The organism is Streptomyces sp. NPDC005866 (assembly GCF_040629895.1).
Lineage (GTDB): Bacteria > Actinomycetota > Actinomycetes > Streptomycetales > Streptomycetaceae > Streptomyces.
In genome coordinates, this window is sequence record NZ_JBEXWP010000005.1 from 381,278 (window position 1) to 397,179 (window position 15,902).

The window sequence follows — 15,902 nt, forward strand, 5'->3', positions numbered from 1 at the left end:
CACACTGCAAGGGGAGACAACGCGCTCATGAGCGATGTTCTGGAGCTTCAGGACGTATCCGTGGTCCGTGAGGGCCGGGCTCTGGTGGACCAGGTCTCCTGGTCGGTGAAGGAGGGCGAGCGCTGGGTCATCCTCGGCCCCAACGGCGCCGGCAAGACCACCCTCCTGAACATCGCGTCCAGCTACCTCTTCCCCAGCAAGGGCACCGCCACCATCCTCGGTGACACCCTCGGCAAGGTCGACGTCTTCGACCTGCGCCCCCGCATCGGCGTGGCCGGCATCGCCATGGCCGAGAAGCTCCCCAAGCGCCAGACCGTCCTGGAGACCGTGCTCACCGCCGCCTACGGCATGACCGCACACTGGCACGAGGAGTACGACGAGGTCGACGAGCAGCGCGCCCGCGCCTTCCTCGACCGCCTCGGCATGACCGACTACGTGGACCGGAGGTTCGGCACCCTCTCCGAGGGCGAGCGCAAGCGCACCCTGATCGCCCGCGCCCTGATGACCGACCCCGAGCTGCTGCTGCTCGACGAGCCCGCCGCCGGCCTGGACCTCGGCGGCCGCGAAGACCTCGTCCGCCGCCTCGGCCGGCTTGCCCGCGACCCGATCGCCCCCTCCATGATCATGGTCACCCACCATGTCGAGGAGATCGCCCCGGGCTTCACCCACGTTCTCATGATCCGCCAGGGCAAGGTCCTCGCCGCCGGCCCGCTCGAACTCGAACTGACCTCCCGCAACCTCTCCCTCTGCTTCGGCCTCCCACTCGTCGTCGAGCAGGTCGGCGACCGCTGGACCGCCCACGGACTGCCCCTGTCCTGACGGCTTCCATACGGCAAAGCACCCTGTCGGGGACGGTACCCCGGCCCTACCATGACAATGTGAACAGCATCGACGCATGGGTGTGGTGGCTCGTCGGCGCGGCGGCGCTCGGAATCCCGCTCGTGGTGACCGCGATGCCGGAGTTCGGCATGTTCGCGGTCGGCGCCGTGGCCGCCGCCGTCACCGCCGGACTCGGCGCGGGCGCCGTGATCCAGGTGCTCGTCTTCGTCGTCGTCTCGGCCGCCCTGATCGCCGTGGTACGGCCCATCGCGAACCGGCATGCCAACCAGCGCCCCCGACTCGCCACCGGCGTCGAAGCGTTGAAGGGCAGACAAGCCGTCGTGCTGGAACGCGTCGACGGCGCGGGCGGACGGATCAAGCTGGCCGGAGAAGTCTGGTCGGCCCGCTCGCTCGACCCCACGAACGCCTACGAAGCGGGACAGGAAGTGGACGTCGTGGAGATCGAGGGGGCCACGGCCATCGTCATCTGACCTCGTAAGACTCAACTGAACGGAACAGTCCCCGAGTTGCGCGAGTGTCTGTCAGACTCGTCCAGCAAGATCTTCGACAACCATAAGATCTGCCGAAGCGCCGAGGCGGAGAAGAAGGGTACGGGGAGCGACGATGGAACCGGTCATCATCGTCCTGGTCATTCTGGTGGTGTTGGTCTTCATCGCCCTGATCAAGACGATCCAAGTCATCCCACAGGCGAGCGCCGCCATCGTCGAGCGCTTCGGCCGCTACACGCGGACCCTGAACGCGGGCCTCAACATCGTGGTCCCGTTCATCGACAGCATCCGCAACCGCATCGACCTGCGCGAACAGGTCGTACCGTTCCCGCCCCAGCCGGTGATCACCCAGGACAACCTGGTCGTGAACATCGACACGGTCATCTACTACCAGGTGACGGACGCACGGGCGGCCACCTACGAGGTCGCCAGCTACATCCAGGCCATCGAGCAGCTCACGGTCACCACGCTCCGTAACATCATCGGCGGCATGGACCTGGAGCGCACCCTGACCTCCCGCGAGGAGATCAACGCGGCCCTGCGCGGTGTCCTCGACGAGGCGACCGGCAAGTGGGGCATCCGCGTCAACCGCGTCGAGCTCAAGGCGATCGAGCCGCCGACCTCCATCCAGGACTCGATGGAGAAGCAGATGCGAGCCGACCGCGACAAGCGTGCCGCGATCCTCACCGCGGAAGGTACGCGCCAGGCCGCGATCCTCACCGCCGAAGGTGAGAAGCAGTCCCAGATCCTGCGCGCCGAGGGTGAGGCCAAGGCGGCCGCCCTGCGCGCGGAGGGCGAGGCCCAGGCGGTCCGCACGGTCTTCGAGGCGATCCACGCGGGCGACCCGGACCAGAAGCTACTCTCCTACCAGTACCTCCAGATGCTCCCGAAGATCGCCGAGGGCGACGCCAACAAGCTCTGGATCGTCCCCAGCGAGATCGGCGACGCCCTCAAGGGCCTGTCGGGCGCGATGGGCAACTTCGGCCCGTTCGGCGGCGGTTCGGGCGGCGGCAACGGCAACAACGCGCAGGAGCGCAGGGAAAAGCCGAACATCGACTGACGGCGACTGACGGCGACTGAGAACAAGGGTTCCCCGCACCCCGTGAAGGGGCGCGGGGCGCTGTTCAATGTGCGGCTCCGCCACGTGGGCGCGACAAGCCACGAACGACCCGCACTTGCCCGACAGCCTCAGCCAGGCAGACGACACCCCCTAGGCGGCCACATCCCCCGCCAGCCACTCAGGAAGCGCCGCGAAGTCCTCGGCCCCCAGCGCCAGCAGCATCGCATCCTGAGGAGTAGGCTCGAACGGCTCCCGAAGCAGCTCCATCCCCGCCTGGTCCGGCGTCCGGTCCGCCTTCCGGTGATTGTCCTCGGCGCACGAGGCCACCGTGTTCAGCCACGAGTCCGCACCGCCCTGGGCCCGCGGCACCACATGGTCGACGGTCGTCGCCCGCCGCCCGCAGTACGCGCACCGGTGCCGGTCCCTGACCAGCACCCCGCGCCGCGACCAGGGCGCCTGTCTCCGGAACGGCACCCGTACATACCTGCAGAGTCTGATCACCCGAGGCGCAGGTATGTCCACCTCGGCACCGCGCATGCGCAGTTCGGGGTGGGCCTGCTCGACGACGGCCTTGTCCTGGAGCACCAGAACGACGGCTCGATTCAGAGTCACCGTAGACAGCGGCTCGAAGCTCGCGTTCAGCACCAGCGTGTCACGCATCCAGCCCACCTCCCATGTGCACCGTGCCCACCCCCGGCGGGCTTGGATCAACTCTGGACGGGCGCGCCGAGATGGACAACGCAATAAAAACTGCCCGCCCCCGATCACTTCCAAGACCAGGGACGGGCAAACGTTCAATGAACGCTTGGCTGATTTCGCGCGGTGCGTCAGCCCTTCTCGGGGTTCTCGTACTCGCCGATCAACTGCGCACGGGCGATCGCGTGGAACCGCAGATTGAACCCGACGACGGCAGGCGACACATCGGCGTCCGGACCGAGCTTCTCCTGGTCCACCGCGTACACCGTGAAGACGTACCGGTGCGGCCCGTCCCCGGGCGGCGGCGCGGCACCGCCGAAGTCCTTCGACCCGTAGTCGTTGCGCACCTGCACCGCGCCCTCGGGCAGGCCCTCGAACTTGCCGTTGCCCGCACCGGCAGGCAGTTCGGTCACCGAGACGGGGATGTCGAACACCACCCAGTGCCAGAACCCGCTGCCCGTCGGGGCATCCGGGTCGTAGCAGGTCACAGCGAAGCTCTTGGTCTCGGCCGGGAAGCCCTCCCACCGCAGATGCGGCGAGGTGTTGCCCTTCGCCTGGACCTGAGCGTCCTTGAGCGTCGCCCCTTCGTCGATGTCCTCGCTCGTCACCGTGAACGATTCGACGGGCGGGTGGAAGTCATGGGGAAGAGGCCGCCGCTTGGGCTCGGTCACCTCGGTACCTCCTGATCGATACTGATCGCTTACGGAAGCCGTTACGGAATCCGCAGTTCCCGAGCCTAGAACCAGTTGCGCTTGCTGCCGACCTCGGACAGCCACTGGTTGAGATAAGCCGCCCAGTCAGTCCCATGGAAGTCGTGCAGACCCACCTGGAACGACCGGAAGGTGTCACTGCCCTCGCTGAACAGCCCCGGCTTCTTGTCCATTTCGAGGATGACGTCCATGGCGTGCGCGTCCGCCACGAAGCTCAGCTCGACCTGGTTGAGACCCCGGTACTGCGCCGGCGGATGGAACTCGACCTCCTGGTAGAACGGCAGCGTCTGCCGGGTCCCCCGGATGTGACCGCGCTCCAGGTCCGCGTTCTTGAAGCGGAAGCCCAGCTGGATGAAGGCGTCCAGGATCGCCTTCTGCGCCGGCAGCGGGTGCACGTTGATCGGGTCCAGGTCACCGGAGTCCACGGCACGCGCGATCTCCAGCTCGGTCGTCACCCCGATGTGCATCCCGCGCAGCGCCTGCCCGTCGATCATCGTGACCGGCGTCTCCCAAGGAATCTCCAGCCCGAACGGCACCGCGTGCACCGCCCCCGCCTGAAGCTCGAAGGCACCGCCGAGCCGCACCTTGCCGAAGTCGATGTTCTGCTTGTACTCCTCGTCGCCGCTCTCCACCTCGACCCGCGCCTGGAGACCCACGGACAGCCCCTGGATCTCCTGGTTCACCGAGCCGCCCTGGATCCGCACCTCGCCCTGGACGACACCGCCCGGCACGACGTTGACCTCCGTGAGCACCGTCTCGACGGAAGCCCCACCGGCCCCCAGGCTCGCGAGCAGCTTCTTGAACCCCATGACTCTCCCTTTACGTACGGACCCTTGATCCCTACAAACGCGATCCGGCCGCGACCGGTTCCGGCCCAGACCCTGGCAAGCAGACGGATCCTTGACCACCCCTTGGCATCGCCGGCCTCGACTAGGCTCGGACGCCATGATCGCGCCCCCGGACCGTATGCCACTCCCCAGGGACTTCTTCGACCGCCCTGTACTGGAGGTCGCCCCCGACCTCCTCGGCCGCATCCTCGTCCGTACAACCCCGGACGGTCCGATCGCGGTGCGCCTCACGGAGGTGGAGGCGTACGACGGCCCGAACGATCCCGGATCGCACGCCTATCGCGGCCGCACACCCCGCAATGACGTGATGTTCGGTCCGCCCGGACATGTGTACGTCTACTTCACCTACGGCATGTCAAGGCGGTCAGCATGAACGTCATGGATCTTGCTCACCCCGCTGAAGAAGTCGCCCCCAAGCTGCTCGGTGCCATCCTCACCCACGAGACCCCCGAGGGAACCGTGAGCATCACCATCACGGAGACCGAGGCGTACTCCGGTTCGGCCGACCCTGCCTCCCACGCCTACCGAGGCAGGACACCCCGAAACGCCGTCATGTTCGGACCCGCGGGACACCTGTACGTCTACCGGTCTCACGGACTCCACTGGTGCGCCAACATCGTCACCGGGGCAGACGGCATCGCTACAGCTGTCCTCATCCGGGCGGGCAGGGTCATCGAAGGGGAAGAGTTGGCCCGCGAGCGGCGAGGGGGCAAGGTCGAGAGTCCACGTCTCGCGCGGGGGCCGGGGAACTTCTGCCAAGCGCTCGGCATCACGGCAGAGCACAACGGCACAGACCTGCTGACAGGCGCCTCGGTCACGCTGTCCGAGGGTGAGCCAGTACCCGCCGCACTCATCCAGGCTGGTCCTCGGGTAGGCGTGAGCGAAGCCCACGACTGGCAACATCGCTTCTACCTCGCTGGTGATCCAACGGTCTCGGCGTACCGACTGAGCCCGAGAGCTAAGCCGCCCGCCGGAGCCTGAGCCGCTGTGCGCCTTGCTCACGGCCCGCCGGTGAGTCGGCGCGGAGTTGGGCCAGAAGATGCGTGATCGTTCGCGAACGCGGCGCGTGACGCGTTCCTGGCCGGTCGAGTGACTACCGACATGCGCCGACTCGCGCCGACAGGTGGGTGGTGACTGAGCGCGAGAGTTGGCCCTTGAGCGCGGTTTCTGGCCCGCAAGACAGCGGGCGGGCTTTCGCCCGAGGTGCTACGGACCCCGACAGTAGACTCCGGCACCATGATGGCCGCCACTCCCGTATCGCCCGTCCCGGTCGCGCCGTCCGGTTTGACCCGCAGGGCTAAGAGGTTCGTCGAGGTGGAGGGCATCCGTGTTCCTCGGCAGGGTATCGAGCGTCACCGCGACGCCTGGATCGAGCACGGTATCCCGGCCGCGGAGATCGACCGTGCAGCGGCCTTCCAGGACCGTTGGGGCGGTCTCGCGCTGGCGCCGGCACCGTTTTACGAGAGCGGTCCGCGCATCTTGGGCACGGACGTTCCCGAGGGCTCGGCCACTGAGGGCTGGTGGATACCGGCCGGCGACTGTCGGGTGTCCATGGCTTACGGATTCATGATCGGCCCTGGTGGTGAGTTCGGGATTCACGGCTCCCGTTGGGCACCCCTGCATGCCAGTACCGAAGGCTGGGTGGAATCGTTGGCGCTGGCCAGCCACGCGAGACGCTGGGCCAAAACCATCACGAGGATCACCGGTAAGGCCGTCAGCTCTCTAGACCTCGAAGGGTACGAGCCGGTACCTGAAGTGCGGGGTTTGACTGACACTTGGTGGCGGGGCAAGGACTCACTCATCGCCCTTTACCGGGGCGAGGCCGTCGGCATGGACGCCCCGGGATGCCTTGAAGCCCATATCTACGGTGGTCTCGACGAGTGGGGTCTCCATGGCGACTGACCGCTAGCTGGCGCTGCCGGACCTGAGCCCCCACTTGGCCAGACGGGCCAACGATCGCGCTCAGCCGCAGTAGGGGACAACCCCGGTGGTGCGTTCTTCCGCACCGCCAGGATCACGGTCGCGTGCGCAACGACGAGCGGAGTGCATCAGCGTATGGCCGAACAGGGCAGCACCACATGGGAGGGCGGCTCCCTGAACGGGATCCTCCCTCCTTCGTGTAAGGTCCCTCGGCCAGGTCGCCGCCGTCGCTCCCGACTGCACGAGACCGAGTTCAGGCCCGAAGGCCTGGGCGTCCACCTGTGATGAGAGACCGCGCCATCCGCGCCGTCTACCCCCGCAACGAAAGGGAGGCACATGTCCCGCCATCCGGCGGGGGTCACTGGCGTACCCGTGTGCGCCTCACAGGAAGGAGCCACACTCGGTGGCTATTAGCTTCGGCCACGACCGCCCGTGGGGCCGGAGTCTCCCAGCACGAGTATCGGCGCATGGCGCAACACCCCGGGCACCCGCTCGCCTACCGCGTCCACTTCGCCGCCATCGGATGGGCGGATCGGCAAGGACACGCAGGCTTCGAGCCGGGCCGGCTGGCCGTACTGCTGGGCCAGGAGGGCAAGCCGCTGTCCGACCAGAGCACCCGTAACGCGGTGGCCCGCGCCAAGGAGCTGGACCTTGTGTCACCCCGCTCTGGGGCCGCCTGCCTCGTCCTTCCTCCCCACCTCTTCCAGAAGGTGAAGGGTGCGCCGGTCCCCTGCCGCCTCCATCAGGGCCGGTGACTACATCCCGGACGTGTAGCCAGAGCACGTCTGGCGTGTAGCGGCATGGGTCCTGAGCTGCGGAAACGTTCGCTTGCTCTCTTATCTATTTGGCACGAGTGCAGTGCGGCCCCTTTGGGGCCGACTGAGGGAGAGAGGGGTAGCCAGCCGCAAGGGAAGGCGGGGCGCGGCAGCGCCCCGACCAGGGTAGTGCGACGGCGAGGAGGGAAGCGGCAAGGAGGCGGCCTATCGGCCGCCACAGTCGCAAGCGGCCTACGACAGTGCGGCCCCCGAAGGGGCCGACAGGAGCAAGCCGGCAAGGCCAAGGGGGCGCTCCCGGGCCCCGCAGCAGAAACGCCCTGTTCTCCACACGTTTCCGCCTTTGCGAACAAGATAGGGCAAGTCTGTGACCAGGTCATATGCTCTTGCCGTGGCGATCCGCGGGCCTGGACAGACGGACCGTGAAACCGTGGCGGAATCTTGGCTGCTATGACATGGCGGTTGTGCTTGCCCCTCCAAGGGGTCATACCCCCACCCCCATGGGCTTCGCCCTGCCCCCTGCCGTCCATCACGGGGCCTTCTGGTCCCACGGAAAAGCAGGTTGTTTCGGTTCAGGCACGAATTCCGTGAACCGCCGTCAGCCAGGGGGATGGCCTCAAGACCGTCATCACCAGGCGGGATACTTGCCTGATGGACATATCGAGGGCTTCCTGGGTCAACACGACGCACGATTGGTCCAGCGTCGTTGATGCGGATCATCTGGCACAGATCCGACAGAGTCCCGCGGAGTTCGCTCCGGATGGACCTTGGCACCTCGTCCTTGAGGTACTTGCCTATGCCGTTGACGAAGCGTCAAGCAAGGGCGGGGGACACTGCGTCGTCGTTCTCCATCCCGACGATTCCCTGTCTGTCCGGGATGACGGACGGGGCACTGACACCCGTGTGGACGAGCATGGCCGGAGCGTGAAGAAGCCGGTCATGGCTACGAAGGATCTCCGGTTCTTCGATTTCCCGCAGGTCGAGGTGCTGCCTGACGGCCATCCTCGGCGCGGCATTTCCGTGGTTGCGGCGCTCAGCGAGTGGCTCGCCCATACCAACCGCCGCCTCAACGGGGCCTGGACTCAGCGCTACGAAAACGGCGTCCCCGTCACCGATCTTGAGCCCGTTGAGGTCGACGGCACGACCGGGACACTGGTCCATTTCAGGCCGGACGGGTCGTTGGGTTCGGTGACCGTGCCATCGGCCGGCGACCTGTCGCGCCTGGCCACGGCCTGGCCGCATCTGGAGGTTCACGTCGATGACCGGCGTAATGACTGACGGATTCGGCGGCGGTGACCGGTCTCTCATCACAGTGATCAGCTCGCTGCGACGACCGTCGCGGTCTGTGGTCGGCGGCTGGCGGCGGTCGGCAGGAGCCGCTTGCGCAGGAGGGGGAGGCGGGCACGGCCAAACATGCCGCGCTTGAGAGCCTTGAGGTCGTTGACGCGGCCCTCGACCGGGCCGGAGGACCAGTCGGTGCTCATGCCGAAGACGACTGCGCCGAGGTCGGTGATCAGCCCGGCGGCGAAGGAGGCCAGGCCGCACTGCTCGTCCGCACAGACGTCGGCGATCCAGCGCGGTAGCCGGTCTCCCTCGCGGTTGCTCATGATGGTCGCGAACGTCCGGACGTGGCCGGTGGCGGCCGTGAGCTCGGGCGAGCGGGTCAGCAACGCCTTGAGCTGCAGTTGATCATCCGTGCGCAAGTGGTCGGGATGGCTCATGATCCAGCGGGTGGCCTCGCGGGGCGAGGGCGGCCGGCCCATCGGCGGCTGGCCGGAGGCGGATCGACATCCGGGACGCAGCGGGTGGACGTAGTCGCGCAAGGTGCTGTAGCTGCAGCTGGCCCCGCGTTCCTGGATCTCGCGGTGGAGCCGGGACAGGTTCGTGCAGCCCTCGGCGATGCGTTGCTCCAGGTAGGGCCGGTAGCGGTCGAGCTTGCTGGTCCGGTCCTGCCACTGGCCGTGCAGCATCGCCTCCGGGGTGGCGGCGCGCGCGTACTTGCGGACGGTGTTACGGCCCAGGCCGAGCCGGCGGGCAACTTCGCGCAGGCTCAGGCCCTGCTCAACCTGGGCGCGGACGGCGGCGTGGGTGTCGCGGAGCCGGTCGAGGAACCTTCCCTGCGGGTAGGGCTCGGGCGGCTCCGCGTCGGCCGTCGCCGGCTCGGCCTCGGGTTCTGGTGAAGGCTCCGGCTCGACGAGGTCGCGGAGGAGAGCGCGGTGGCGGGAGACGAGGCGTTCGACAGCTTCGCCGAGGTTGTGCCAGACATGCCATTTGTCCGCGCAGTGCTGGGCCTGCGGGGCGCCGGTGCGGGCGCCGTCGGCGAAGAATGCCGCGCGGTCACGGCAGACGATCTCGACGCCGGGGTGCTCGCGCAGCCAGGCGGCCAGGGTCTCGGCCTCGCGGTCGGGCAGCAGGTCCAAGGGCTGGCGGGTCTCGCAGTCGGTCAGGATGGTGCCGTACCGGCGGCCCTTCCTGGTCGCGAACTCGTCCACCCCCAGCACCCGCGGCCCCGTCCAGGCCGGCTCCGGCAGCGCCATCACCACGCGTAACACCGTCATCCGACTGACCGCGATGCCCAGCAGCAGCCCCAGCCGGGCCACGGCGCGAGCGGCCAGGACGACACCGAGAGCGCCGATCACCCGCTGCAGGACGGGCGTTCGCCGACCGTATCGGCTGGTCAGCCCGTCGACCTGCTCGGCGAACGTCACCCGCGCGCAGCCGCTGCTGTCGCAGAACAGCCGACCTACCGACAACTCGATGAGCACCGGCCGGGCGCCGACGGGCGCTTCGACGACTCCCCGCACCCCGGACAGACGGCTGCCGTCCCGTCCTTCGTGCTCGCCGTGATCCGCAGCACGCAGCTCTCCACCACCACATGCTCCACCAGCACCGTCACCAGGTGCGGGAACACCATCTCCCGCAAGGTCTCACACAGCCGAAGGATGACGCCCCAGATGACGAAGCGTCACCGGCGCACGGCAGCACGATCCATTTCACGAAATCCGTGCCTGAACCGTTGTTTCAGCCCCACTCTGAGTGCTCCAGTTGGCACCGCACGAAAGGAAGGACCCACCCGTATGACAAACCCGCCACCTGAACACACCCTCACATACGCCGTCGATCTGACCCCCGAGAACGTCCGCGCCCTGGAGGCGTTCCTCAACGCGCAGTTGGGGCGAGTGTCCGAGGAAGTGGGTGAGACCGGCGAGACCTCTTTCGCGATGCGATCCCTGCTCATCCTGGTTTGTGACTCAGCGGGTTTCCTGCATCAACTCCTCACGGTGGAGCGGCCCGAGCCATGGCAGCGGACTGCGATCGTGCGCGAGTGGCAGCGACTCCGTAGCACCGCCTTCGACTTCAACCACTGCGACGGCTACGACTACGAGCGCTGGTGGAAGCAGATACGGCACTACGACGCCGCCGACGAAGCCGCCGAGCAGGAGCGAATCCGTCACTTCGCCACCCTGTATCCCTGGACGGACGATGAAGCTGACCAGGGCAAGGAGGATTAGCGAGACACTCTGCCCCTTGACGAGTGGAGTCACCCGATCAAAGTCGGGTCGGTAGAACTTGGAACCCTGGCCCCAAGAGAAGTGCGTACAGACGGCGAGCGTCCCGAGGGGGGTGCGACAGTCGCCCCGCACAGGCCAGCGTGGACCGTCTCGAAAACCAAGGTTTGTGAGACGAGAGACAGAGCGACCCTCACGGGGGCACAGCTCTGTTCAAAACCCGTCTCGAAACCTGCGCCTCGGACTTGATATTTTGAGACGAGTTCTGAGACGGTCGGTGCCATGACGACGAACACCGCCACCGGCCAGCTCATCGGGTACGCCCGCGTCTCCACCGACGACCAGGAAGCGCAGCTTCAGCGCGACGCACTGACGGGCGCAGGGTGCGCCCGGATCTTCGAGGACAACGCCAGTGGCAAGAACACCGACCGGCCGCAGCTCACGGCCGTACTGGACTACGCCCGACCGGGCGACGTCCTTTGCGTATGGAAGCTGGACCGGCTCGGCCAGTCGCTCATCGACCTCGTGTCCATCGTCGACGGCTTGCGTGAGCGCGGCATAGGTTTCCGCGTGCTCGATGGTGCGCTCTCCTCCGTCGACACGACGTCGGCCGATGGTCGCCTGTTCTTCCAGATCATCGCGGCCATGGCGGAGTTCGAACGTTCGCTCATCAAGGACCGCACGCGGGCCGGGCTGGAAGCGGCCAAGGCGCAGGGCCGTACGGGCGGCCGGCCGTCTGTGGTGGACGAGGATGTACTCACCGTGGCCCGTGCGAGGAAGGCCAAGGGGGAGAGCGTCAGCGCCATCGCCAAGGCCCTCGGAGTCTCCCGAGCCACGCTGTACCGGCACCTGGGAGAGAGCGCCTGAGACAGGCGCACAGGAGTTCAGACAGGCCCTCGGCTCTACGCCAAACTCCTTCAGGTACGCCTGAACATCTCGGCCGTCGCGGAGTACGAGACTTCCTGCCGTCGTCTCGATGGTGACCAACGCGGCGTCGTAGACGGTGAACGTACTCAGAGGGGTTCGGGGCGTCGGTGCCCCTACGGGGATCACCCCGATTGAAGGTTCGGGAGGTAGGACAGGGATGCCAGTCGGTCCATCTGCTCGGCCAGTGCCAGTGGAGAGACGACCGGCCAGCGAACCGCCTGCTCGGTCAGAACGAACGTGAACCGCTTCGAAGCGTCGTAGAGGACGGCTTGCCGTCCCAGCTTCCCTGCTACGGCCTTGCTCGTGTCGGCCGTCGAGTGGGCCAGGCTCGCCCGCACGTACTCCGGTGTTGCGAGCAGTCCGGTAACCATCGAAAGCAGGAAGTAGCGCATGTGCGTAGAGGACGCTTCGAGCGACTTCAGCTCGGCCTGTCTGGTACCGAGCCCCTTGCGCCGAAGTTCTCGGAGGTTCCGCGACTCGGTGTTCGCCATCCTGGCGAGGGCGGAGACCTCGGCGACCAGTTCCGGCGGAGCGTCCAGCGCTCGCAAGATCTGCTCGACGTCGACCAGGGACGGCCGTGTCCGGCCGTTCTCGATGCGAGACACCTTCGACTGGGACATGTTGCAGCGCGCTGCGAGCCGGTCCCCTGAGAGGCCAGCTCGCTTGCGCAAGTCCCGAAGCAGAGAGGCGAGTTCGGTACCAGACTCGCCAAGCTGCTCAGCTCCGAACGTCACTCCGTCACGCGCTCCGCGTACTCCAGGAAGGGAACCGACTCGGCAACGGCGATGCCCTGCCACTCGATGAACGGCGCAGGGTCACCCTCGTACAGCTCTCGGCTGACCTGCGTGCCGTCGTCCTCGTAGTGCATCAGGACGACCGTCGAGCGATCGAACATCCAGAAGTCCCCGACATCCGGCAACGGGTTCGTCCGCTCGGTCACGTCAAGGATGCGGATGTCCTCCCCGGCGAGCACGTGCGGTGCCTAGTACCGGGAGAACTCGAAGCGCAGGTACTCGGAGATCGGTCGAGTCAGGACGTGCACTCGACCCTTGCTCCTCCCCTCGCCGCGCAGCCGCCTCAGGTCCTCCGTGTAAGCCGACGAGTAGGTGTTCGGGTCGACGCGCTTGCCTGCGCGGAAGGCTTCGAGTTCTTCCGCCTCCTGCGGTACGAGGTACTGGGGCAGGGTCTCCAGCCGCCACGCTTCCGACTGGAAGCCCCCGGAGCGTCGCCCGCCACTCGTCACCATCCAAGGGCACGAACGACCTCCCGAAGCACGTTTTCGGGGATCTCCACGAGCCCTTCCCCCTGTGGGGGAGTGACGGCGTCGAACACGTCGCCCTGAACCACGGTGGAGCCGGAAGCGGTGCGGTAGACGTTCGGGCAGTCGTCCTCTCCGCACGTGCCGTTGCCGTTGCCAGTGAGCCGAGTCAGTTCTTCGCGTGCCATGCGGACTTGGCGGCCCGGTCAGGCCGCCTGAGACGACCGTACGGGCGCCGTTTGCGGCCGTCCATGCACGGACGTGACTCATGCACGTTGTTGCATGAACTGAGGAGCGAGAGGGGCGCTCTTCCTCGCCGGGCATGACGAAGGGCCCCGCCCGACTCTCGTCAGACAGGGCCCGTGCTCACTGAGTGCCGGAACGTGATCCGGCAGTGCTCGGTCTTGAAGGCTCGGACCCCTCGACCGCGCGGCATCAGCTCGACGCGCTCGCAGACCTGCATGACGACGGTCCGCACGTAGTCGATCCGGTCGGGGTCCTCGTAGTCCAGCTCCTCCCACAGGTACTCGATGTCCCCCAGGTCGACGCGCACCCGATTCGCGGCCAGGTCTGCAAGCTCGGCCCGGATCTTGGTCAGGTCGGCGTCACACCTGCCGATGCCCGTCCGCAGGGTCGACGCGTCGATGTCCCCTACAGCGAACATCTCCGCCAGGGCGGTGCGCCTCTCGGATGCGGCAGTCTCCTCGGCCAGCAGTTCGTCCTCTCGCTCCTCGTCTGCGGCATCCGTGGCCGGTGCCGCGTTCCACTCCTCGGCCTTGTCGATGACCTTCCGGACCACGAAGGAGTCAAGAGCGTCTGCCGGGCAGGTGATGCATCGGCCACCTGAACAGGTGTAGATCCGGTACCGCTCGCCTGCCGCGTTCTTCTTGCTCCATCCCTGAGTGGCGACGGCCTGACACTTCGAGCAGCGGACCACGCCGGACAGCAGGGCCCTGCGCTTGCCGCCGCCGCCCGTGTTGCGCTCGGGGTCGCTCAGGTAACGGACCAGGGCCCGATACATGCCCTCGGAGACGATCGCGTCCCAGTTGCCCGTGCCGGTCTCCTCGGTCAGGCGCACGCGCTTCCCGTCCGGCTTCTCGACCCACTGCGTGTACGTCTGGATTCCCGCGTTCCGCGGTTTCAAGAGGACACCCCGAAGGTTCGAGCTGCGCCACTCCTTGCCGTGCGGTGAGAGCAGTTCACGGGCGTTCCAGTCCTTCGCGATGGACCATAGGGAGACACCGGTCAGGACATCCCGGTACGCCTGCCGTAGTGCTTCTGCCTCTGCCTCACGGTGCCTGCCGTCACGCTCGAAGCCGAACGGGCGAGTACTCCAGAAGGGCCTCCCCGACTCTCTACGGCGCTGGTGTCCGAGCACCTGACGCTCTACTCGCATCTCGGTCTCGTTGCGAGCCACCACAGCGCCGATGCGAGCAGCGAGCCGGCCGGACGGGGTGGACAGGTCGAGCACTCCCTGAGCCTGCGCGGCGGCCAGCGTGACGCCGGTTGCCTCGGCCAGGTCCACCAGGTCCTCAAGGTCCCAGGGGGTGCGGTACATGCGGTCGTAGTGGCGAGACACGATGGCGTCTGCCTTGCCATCCTCCACCAGAGCCTTAACGCGCTCCCACTCGTCGCTTCGCTTGGCTCCCCGCTTGGTCGAAGCTGACGTGTCCTTTTCGACGATCACGGCTACGACTGACCAGCCGTTCCGGTCGCACAGCGCCTGACTCAACTCGACCTGCTGTGTCAGGTTCCCGCCCTTGGACTCCTCGCCCCTCGGGGTGGGGCTGAGCCTGGCGTAGATGATCGCTCGCACTGCCTGTCTCCTGCTTGCCGTTGCCGTGCCGATGATGCCGGGTCTAACGACATACATGCCTGATGAGTCACCTACGGCATGTGGTTCTGCATGAACCTCGTCTGCGGTCCGGACGGCACCGCGAGCGCGGTCCTGCTCCGCGCCGGCGAGATCGTCGAGGGCGCCGCGCGCGCACGCAAACGTCGACTTTCGGCCCGATATGACAGAGAACTGGCCAAGGGCCGGCCCGCCTGGCCACCGCTCTGGGCGTCGACCGGGCCCTGGACGGCACGGACGCGTGCGCCGCCGGTGAGACGCCGTTGCGGATACTGACCGGCACTCCCGTGCCCTCCGACCAGGTACGCAACGGTCCGCGCACCGGAGTCGCCGGCGAGGGAGGCAACGGTGACGTCCATCCCTGGCGTTACTGGATTGCCGACGACCCGACGGTCAGCCCCTATCGGGCCCATGCACCCCGGCGCCGCTCAAGTTGACGCGTCCCCGGGAGGTGCGTAATGTGGCCCGAGCCGCTTGAACCGGGTACGGCATTCGCCAGCAGCCGGAAGCGGCCACCCACTACCTACGACTTCCCTTGGCGGGGTCGAATTCGTCATGCCTGCATGTCCGAATTCGAACTCACGGAACTCGATTATGAGTCTCCACGGGAATCGGCTAACGTAGTGAATGTCGAAAGGCCGACGGGCGAAAGCCGGAAAGCCGCAGACAATCCCGCCGACCGGGAATCGGACGCCGAAAGGATCTGATAGAGTCGGAAACGCAAGACCGAAGGGAAGCCCGGAGGAAAGCCCGAGAGGGTGAGTACAAAGGAAGCGTCCGTTCCTTGAGAACTCAACAGCGTGCCAAAAGTCAACGCCAGATATGTTGATACCCCGTCTCCGGTCGTCATGATCGGGGCGTGGTTCCTTTGAAGTAAAACACAGCGAGGATGCTGTGTGCGGGGGGATTATTCCTCCTCTCGCACCGCTCTCGTGGTGTTCGACCGGATTACCGGTAGACATTCACGGAGAGTTTGATCCTGGCTCAGGACGAACGCTGGCGGCGTGCTTAACACATGCAA

At 66.8% G+C, this 15,902-nt stretch carries 16 protein-coding genes, 1 rRNA gene and 3 pseudogenes; 12 read left to right on the forward strand and 8 right to left on the reverse strand.

The genetic code is table 11. The features are described 5' to 3' along the window. The first annotated feature begins 27 nt into the window (after nucleotides 1–27). The 3 genes from ABZ396_RS10735 to ABZ396_RS10745 all read left to right on the forward strand — a co-directional run bounded on the left by ABZ396_RS10735 (nucleotide 28) and on the right by ABZ396_RS10745 (nucleotide 2,388). Nucleotides 28–819 (forward strand): ABC transporter ATP-binding protein, encoded by a 792-nt coding sequence (locus tag ABZ396_RS10735; protein WP_358914736.1) that lies wholly within the window; start codon nucleotides 28–30, stop codon nucleotides 817–819. Nucleotides 820–878: 59 nt separating this feature from the next. Next, entirely contained in the window at nucleotides 879–1,310 is a 432-nt protein-coding gene (locus ABZ396_RS10740) for an NfeD family protein (RefSeq protein ID WP_358914737.1), read from the forward strand. A 133-nt stretch (nucleotides 1,311–1,443) separates the two neighbouring features. Next, on the forward strand, nucleotides 1,444–2,388 hold the full coding sequence (locus ABZ396_RS10745; protein ID WP_358914739.1) for an SPFH domain-containing protein: 945 nt from the start codon (nucleotides 1,444–1,446) through the stop codon (nucleotides 2,386–2,388). 150 nt (nucleotides 2,389–2,538) lie between these two features. Here ABZ396_RS10745 and ABZ396_RS10750 read toward each other — a convergent pair whose 3' ends face one another. From ABZ396_RS10750 to ABZ396_RS10760, 3 genes are all read right to left on the reverse strand, one after another. After that, on the reverse strand, nucleotides 2,539–3,048 hold the full coding sequence (locus ABZ396_RS10750) for an HNH endonuclease (RefSeq protein WP_358914741.1): 510 nt from the start codon (nucleotides 3,046–3,048) through the stop codon (nucleotides 2,539–2,541). A gap of 167 nt (nucleotides 3,049–3,215) precedes the next feature. Continuing rightward, on the reverse strand, nucleotides 3,216–3,755 hold the full coding sequence (locus ABZ396_RS10755) for a YbhB/YbcL family Raf kinase inhibitor-like protein (protein ID WP_358914743.1): 540 nt from the start codon (nucleotides 3,753–3,755) through the stop codon (nucleotides 3,216–3,218). 65 nt (nucleotides 3,756–3,820) lie between these two features. Next, nucleotides 3,821–4,603: a sporulation protein gene (locus ABZ396_RS10760; RefSeq protein ID WP_358914745.1), complete on the reverse strand. Its 783-nt coding sequence runs from the start codon at nucleotides 4,601–4,603 to the stop codon at nucleotides 3,821–3,823. Between the two features lie 136 nt (nucleotides 4,604–4,739). Here ABZ396_RS10760 and ABZ396_RS10765 point away from each other — a divergent pair. The 5 genes and pseudogenes from ABZ396_RS10765 to ABZ396_RS10785 form a co-directional block, all read left to right on the forward strand. Further along, nucleotides 4,740–4,997, forward strand: a pseudogene (locus ABZ396_RS10765) (DNA-3-methyladenine glycosylase); the annotation flags it as partial. Between the two features lie 14 nt (nucleotides 4,998–5,011). Further along, entirely contained in the window at nucleotides 5,012–5,623 is a 612-nt protein-coding gene (locus tag ABZ396_RS10770; RefSeq protein WP_358914747.1) for a DNA-3-methyladenine glycosylase, read from the forward strand. A 258-nt stretch (nucleotides 5,624–5,881) separates the two neighbouring features. Continuing rightward, nucleotides 5,882–6,544 (forward strand): hypothetical protein, encoded by a 663-nt coding sequence (locus tag ABZ396_RS10775; RefSeq protein WP_358914792.1) that lies wholly within the window; start codon nucleotides 5,882–5,884, stop codon nucleotides 6,542–6,544. A gap of 485 nt (nucleotides 6,545–7,029) precedes the next feature. Then, entirely contained in the window at nucleotides 7,030–7,317 is a 288-nt protein-coding gene (locus tag ABZ396_RS10780; RefSeq protein WP_358914749.1) for a hypothetical protein, read from the forward strand. A 942-nt stretch (nucleotides 7,318–8,259) separates the two neighbouring features. Then, nucleotides 8,260–8,613: a hypothetical protein gene (locus ABZ396_RS10785; RefSeq protein ID WP_359184345.1), complete on the forward strand. Its 354-nt coding sequence runs from the start codon at nucleotides 8,260–8,262 to the stop codon at nucleotides 8,611–8,613. 38 nt (nucleotides 8,614–8,651) lie between these two features. Here ABZ396_RS10785 and ABZ396_RS10790 read toward each other — a convergent pair whose 3' ends face one another. Continuing rightward, nucleotides 8,652–10,139 (reverse strand): ISL3 family transposase, encoded by a 1,488-nt coding sequence (locus ABZ396_RS10790; RefSeq protein WP_358914753.1) that lies wholly within the window; start codon nucleotides 10,137–10,139, stop codon nucleotides 8,652–8,654. A gap of 273 nt (nucleotides 10,140–10,412) precedes the next feature. On the opposite strand from ABZ396_RS10790, the gene ABZ396_RS10795 reads away from it, so the two are divergent. Together ABZ396_RS10795 and ABZ396_RS10800 are read left to right on the forward strand one after the other, a co-directional pair. Further along, nucleotides 10,413–10,847: a hypothetical protein gene (locus ABZ396_RS10795; protein WP_358914755.1), complete on the forward strand. Its 435-nt coding sequence runs from the start codon at nucleotides 10,413–10,415 to the stop codon at nucleotides 10,845–10,847. Nucleotides 10,848–11,126: 279 nt separating this feature from the next. Then, nucleotides 11,127–11,711: a recombinase family protein gene (locus ABZ396_RS10800; RefSeq protein WP_358914757.1), complete on the forward strand. Its 585-nt coding sequence runs from the start codon at nucleotides 11,127–11,129 to the stop codon at nucleotides 11,709–11,711. Between the two features lie 182 nt (nucleotides 11,712–11,893). On the opposite strand, the gene ABZ396_RS10805 is transcribed toward ABZ396_RS10800, so the two are convergent. The 4 genes and pseudogenes from ABZ396_RS10805 to ABZ396_RS10820 form a co-directional block, all read right to left on the reverse strand. Further along, nucleotides 11,894–12,505, reverse strand: a complete 612-nt coding sequence (locus ABZ396_RS10805; protein ID WP_358914759.1) for a Scr1 family TA system antitoxin-like transcriptional regulator — start codon at nucleotides 12,503–12,505, stop codon at nucleotides 11,894–11,896. Continuing rightward, nucleotides 12,502–13,027, reverse strand: a pseudogene (locus ABZ396_RS10810) (DUF6879 family protein). The gene ABZ396_RS10805 and the pseudogene ABZ396_RS10810 overlap by 4 nt, the downstream one beginning before the upstream one ends. Then, on the reverse strand, nucleotides 13,011–13,217 hold the full coding sequence (locus ABZ396_RS10815) for a hypothetical protein (protein ID WP_358914761.1): 207 nt from the start codon (nucleotides 13,215–13,217) through the stop codon (nucleotides 13,011–13,013). The pseudogene ABZ396_RS10810 and the gene ABZ396_RS10815 overlap by 17 nt, the downstream one beginning before the upstream one ends. 161 nt (nucleotides 13,218–13,378) lie before the next feature. After that, the gene (locus tag ABZ396_RS10820; protein WP_358914763.1) at nucleotides 13,379–14,845 is read right to left on the reverse strand and encodes a recombinase family protein; all 1,467 of its coding nucleotides are present in this window, start codon (nucleotides 14,843–14,845) and stop codon (nucleotides 13,379–13,381) included. Nucleotides 14,846–14,914: 69 nt separating this feature from the next. On the opposite strand from ABZ396_RS10820, the pseudogene ABZ396_RS10825 reads away from it, so the two are divergent. Next, nucleotides 14,915–15,318: pseudogene (locus ABZ396_RS10825) on the forward strand (DNA-3-methyladenine glycosylase); the annotation flags it as partial. Nucleotides 15,319–15,842: 524 nt separating this feature from the next. After that, a 16S ribosomal RNA gene (locus tag ABZ396_RS10830) occupies nucleotides 15,843–15,902 on the forward strand; the annotation flags it as partial.

Excerpts from the sequence above, each read along its gene's own strand:
- ABZ396_RS10800 (WP_358914757.1), top strand. The coding sequence starts at position 11,127 with ATGACGACGAACACCGCCACCGGCCAGCTCATCGGGTACGCCCGCGTC.
- ABZ396_RS10760 (WP_358914745.1), bottom strand. The coding sequence starts at position 4,603 with ATGGGGTTCAAGAAGCTGCTCGCGAGCCTGGGGGCCGGTGGGGCTTCC.
- ABZ396_RS10735 (WP_358914736.1), top strand. The coding sequence starts at position 28 with ATGAGCGATGTTCTGGAGCTTCAGGACGTATCCGTGGTCCGTGAGGGC.
- ABZ396_RS10770 (WP_358914747.1), top strand. The coding sequence starts at position 5,012 with ATGAACGTCATGGATCTTGCTCACCCCGCTGAAGAAGTCGCCCCCAAG.
- ABZ396_RS10745 (WP_358914739.1), top strand. The coding sequence starts at position 1,444 with ATGGAACCGGTCATCATCGTCCTGGTCATTCTGGTGGTGTTGGTCTTC.
- ABZ396_RS10780 (WP_358914749.1), top strand. The coding sequence starts at position 7,030 with ATGGCGCAACACCCCGGGCACCCGCTCGCCTACCGCGTCCACTTCGCC.
- ABZ396_RS10795 (WP_358914755.1), top strand. The coding sequence starts at position 10,413 with ATGACAAACCCGCCACCTGAACACACCCTCACATACGCCGTCGATCTG.
- ABZ396_RS10815 (WP_358914761.1), bottom strand. The coding sequence starts at position 13,217 with ATGGCACGCGAAGAACTGACTCGGCTCACTGGCAACGGCAACGGCACG.
- ABZ396_RS10750 (WP_358914741.1), bottom strand. The coding sequence starts at position 3,048 with ATGCGTGACACGCTGGTGCTGAACGCGAGCTTCGAGCCGCTGTCTACG.
- ABZ396_RS10775 (WP_358914792.1), top strand. The coding sequence starts at position 5,882 with ATGGCCGCCACTCCCGTATCGCCCGTCCCGGTCGCGCCGTCCGGTTTG.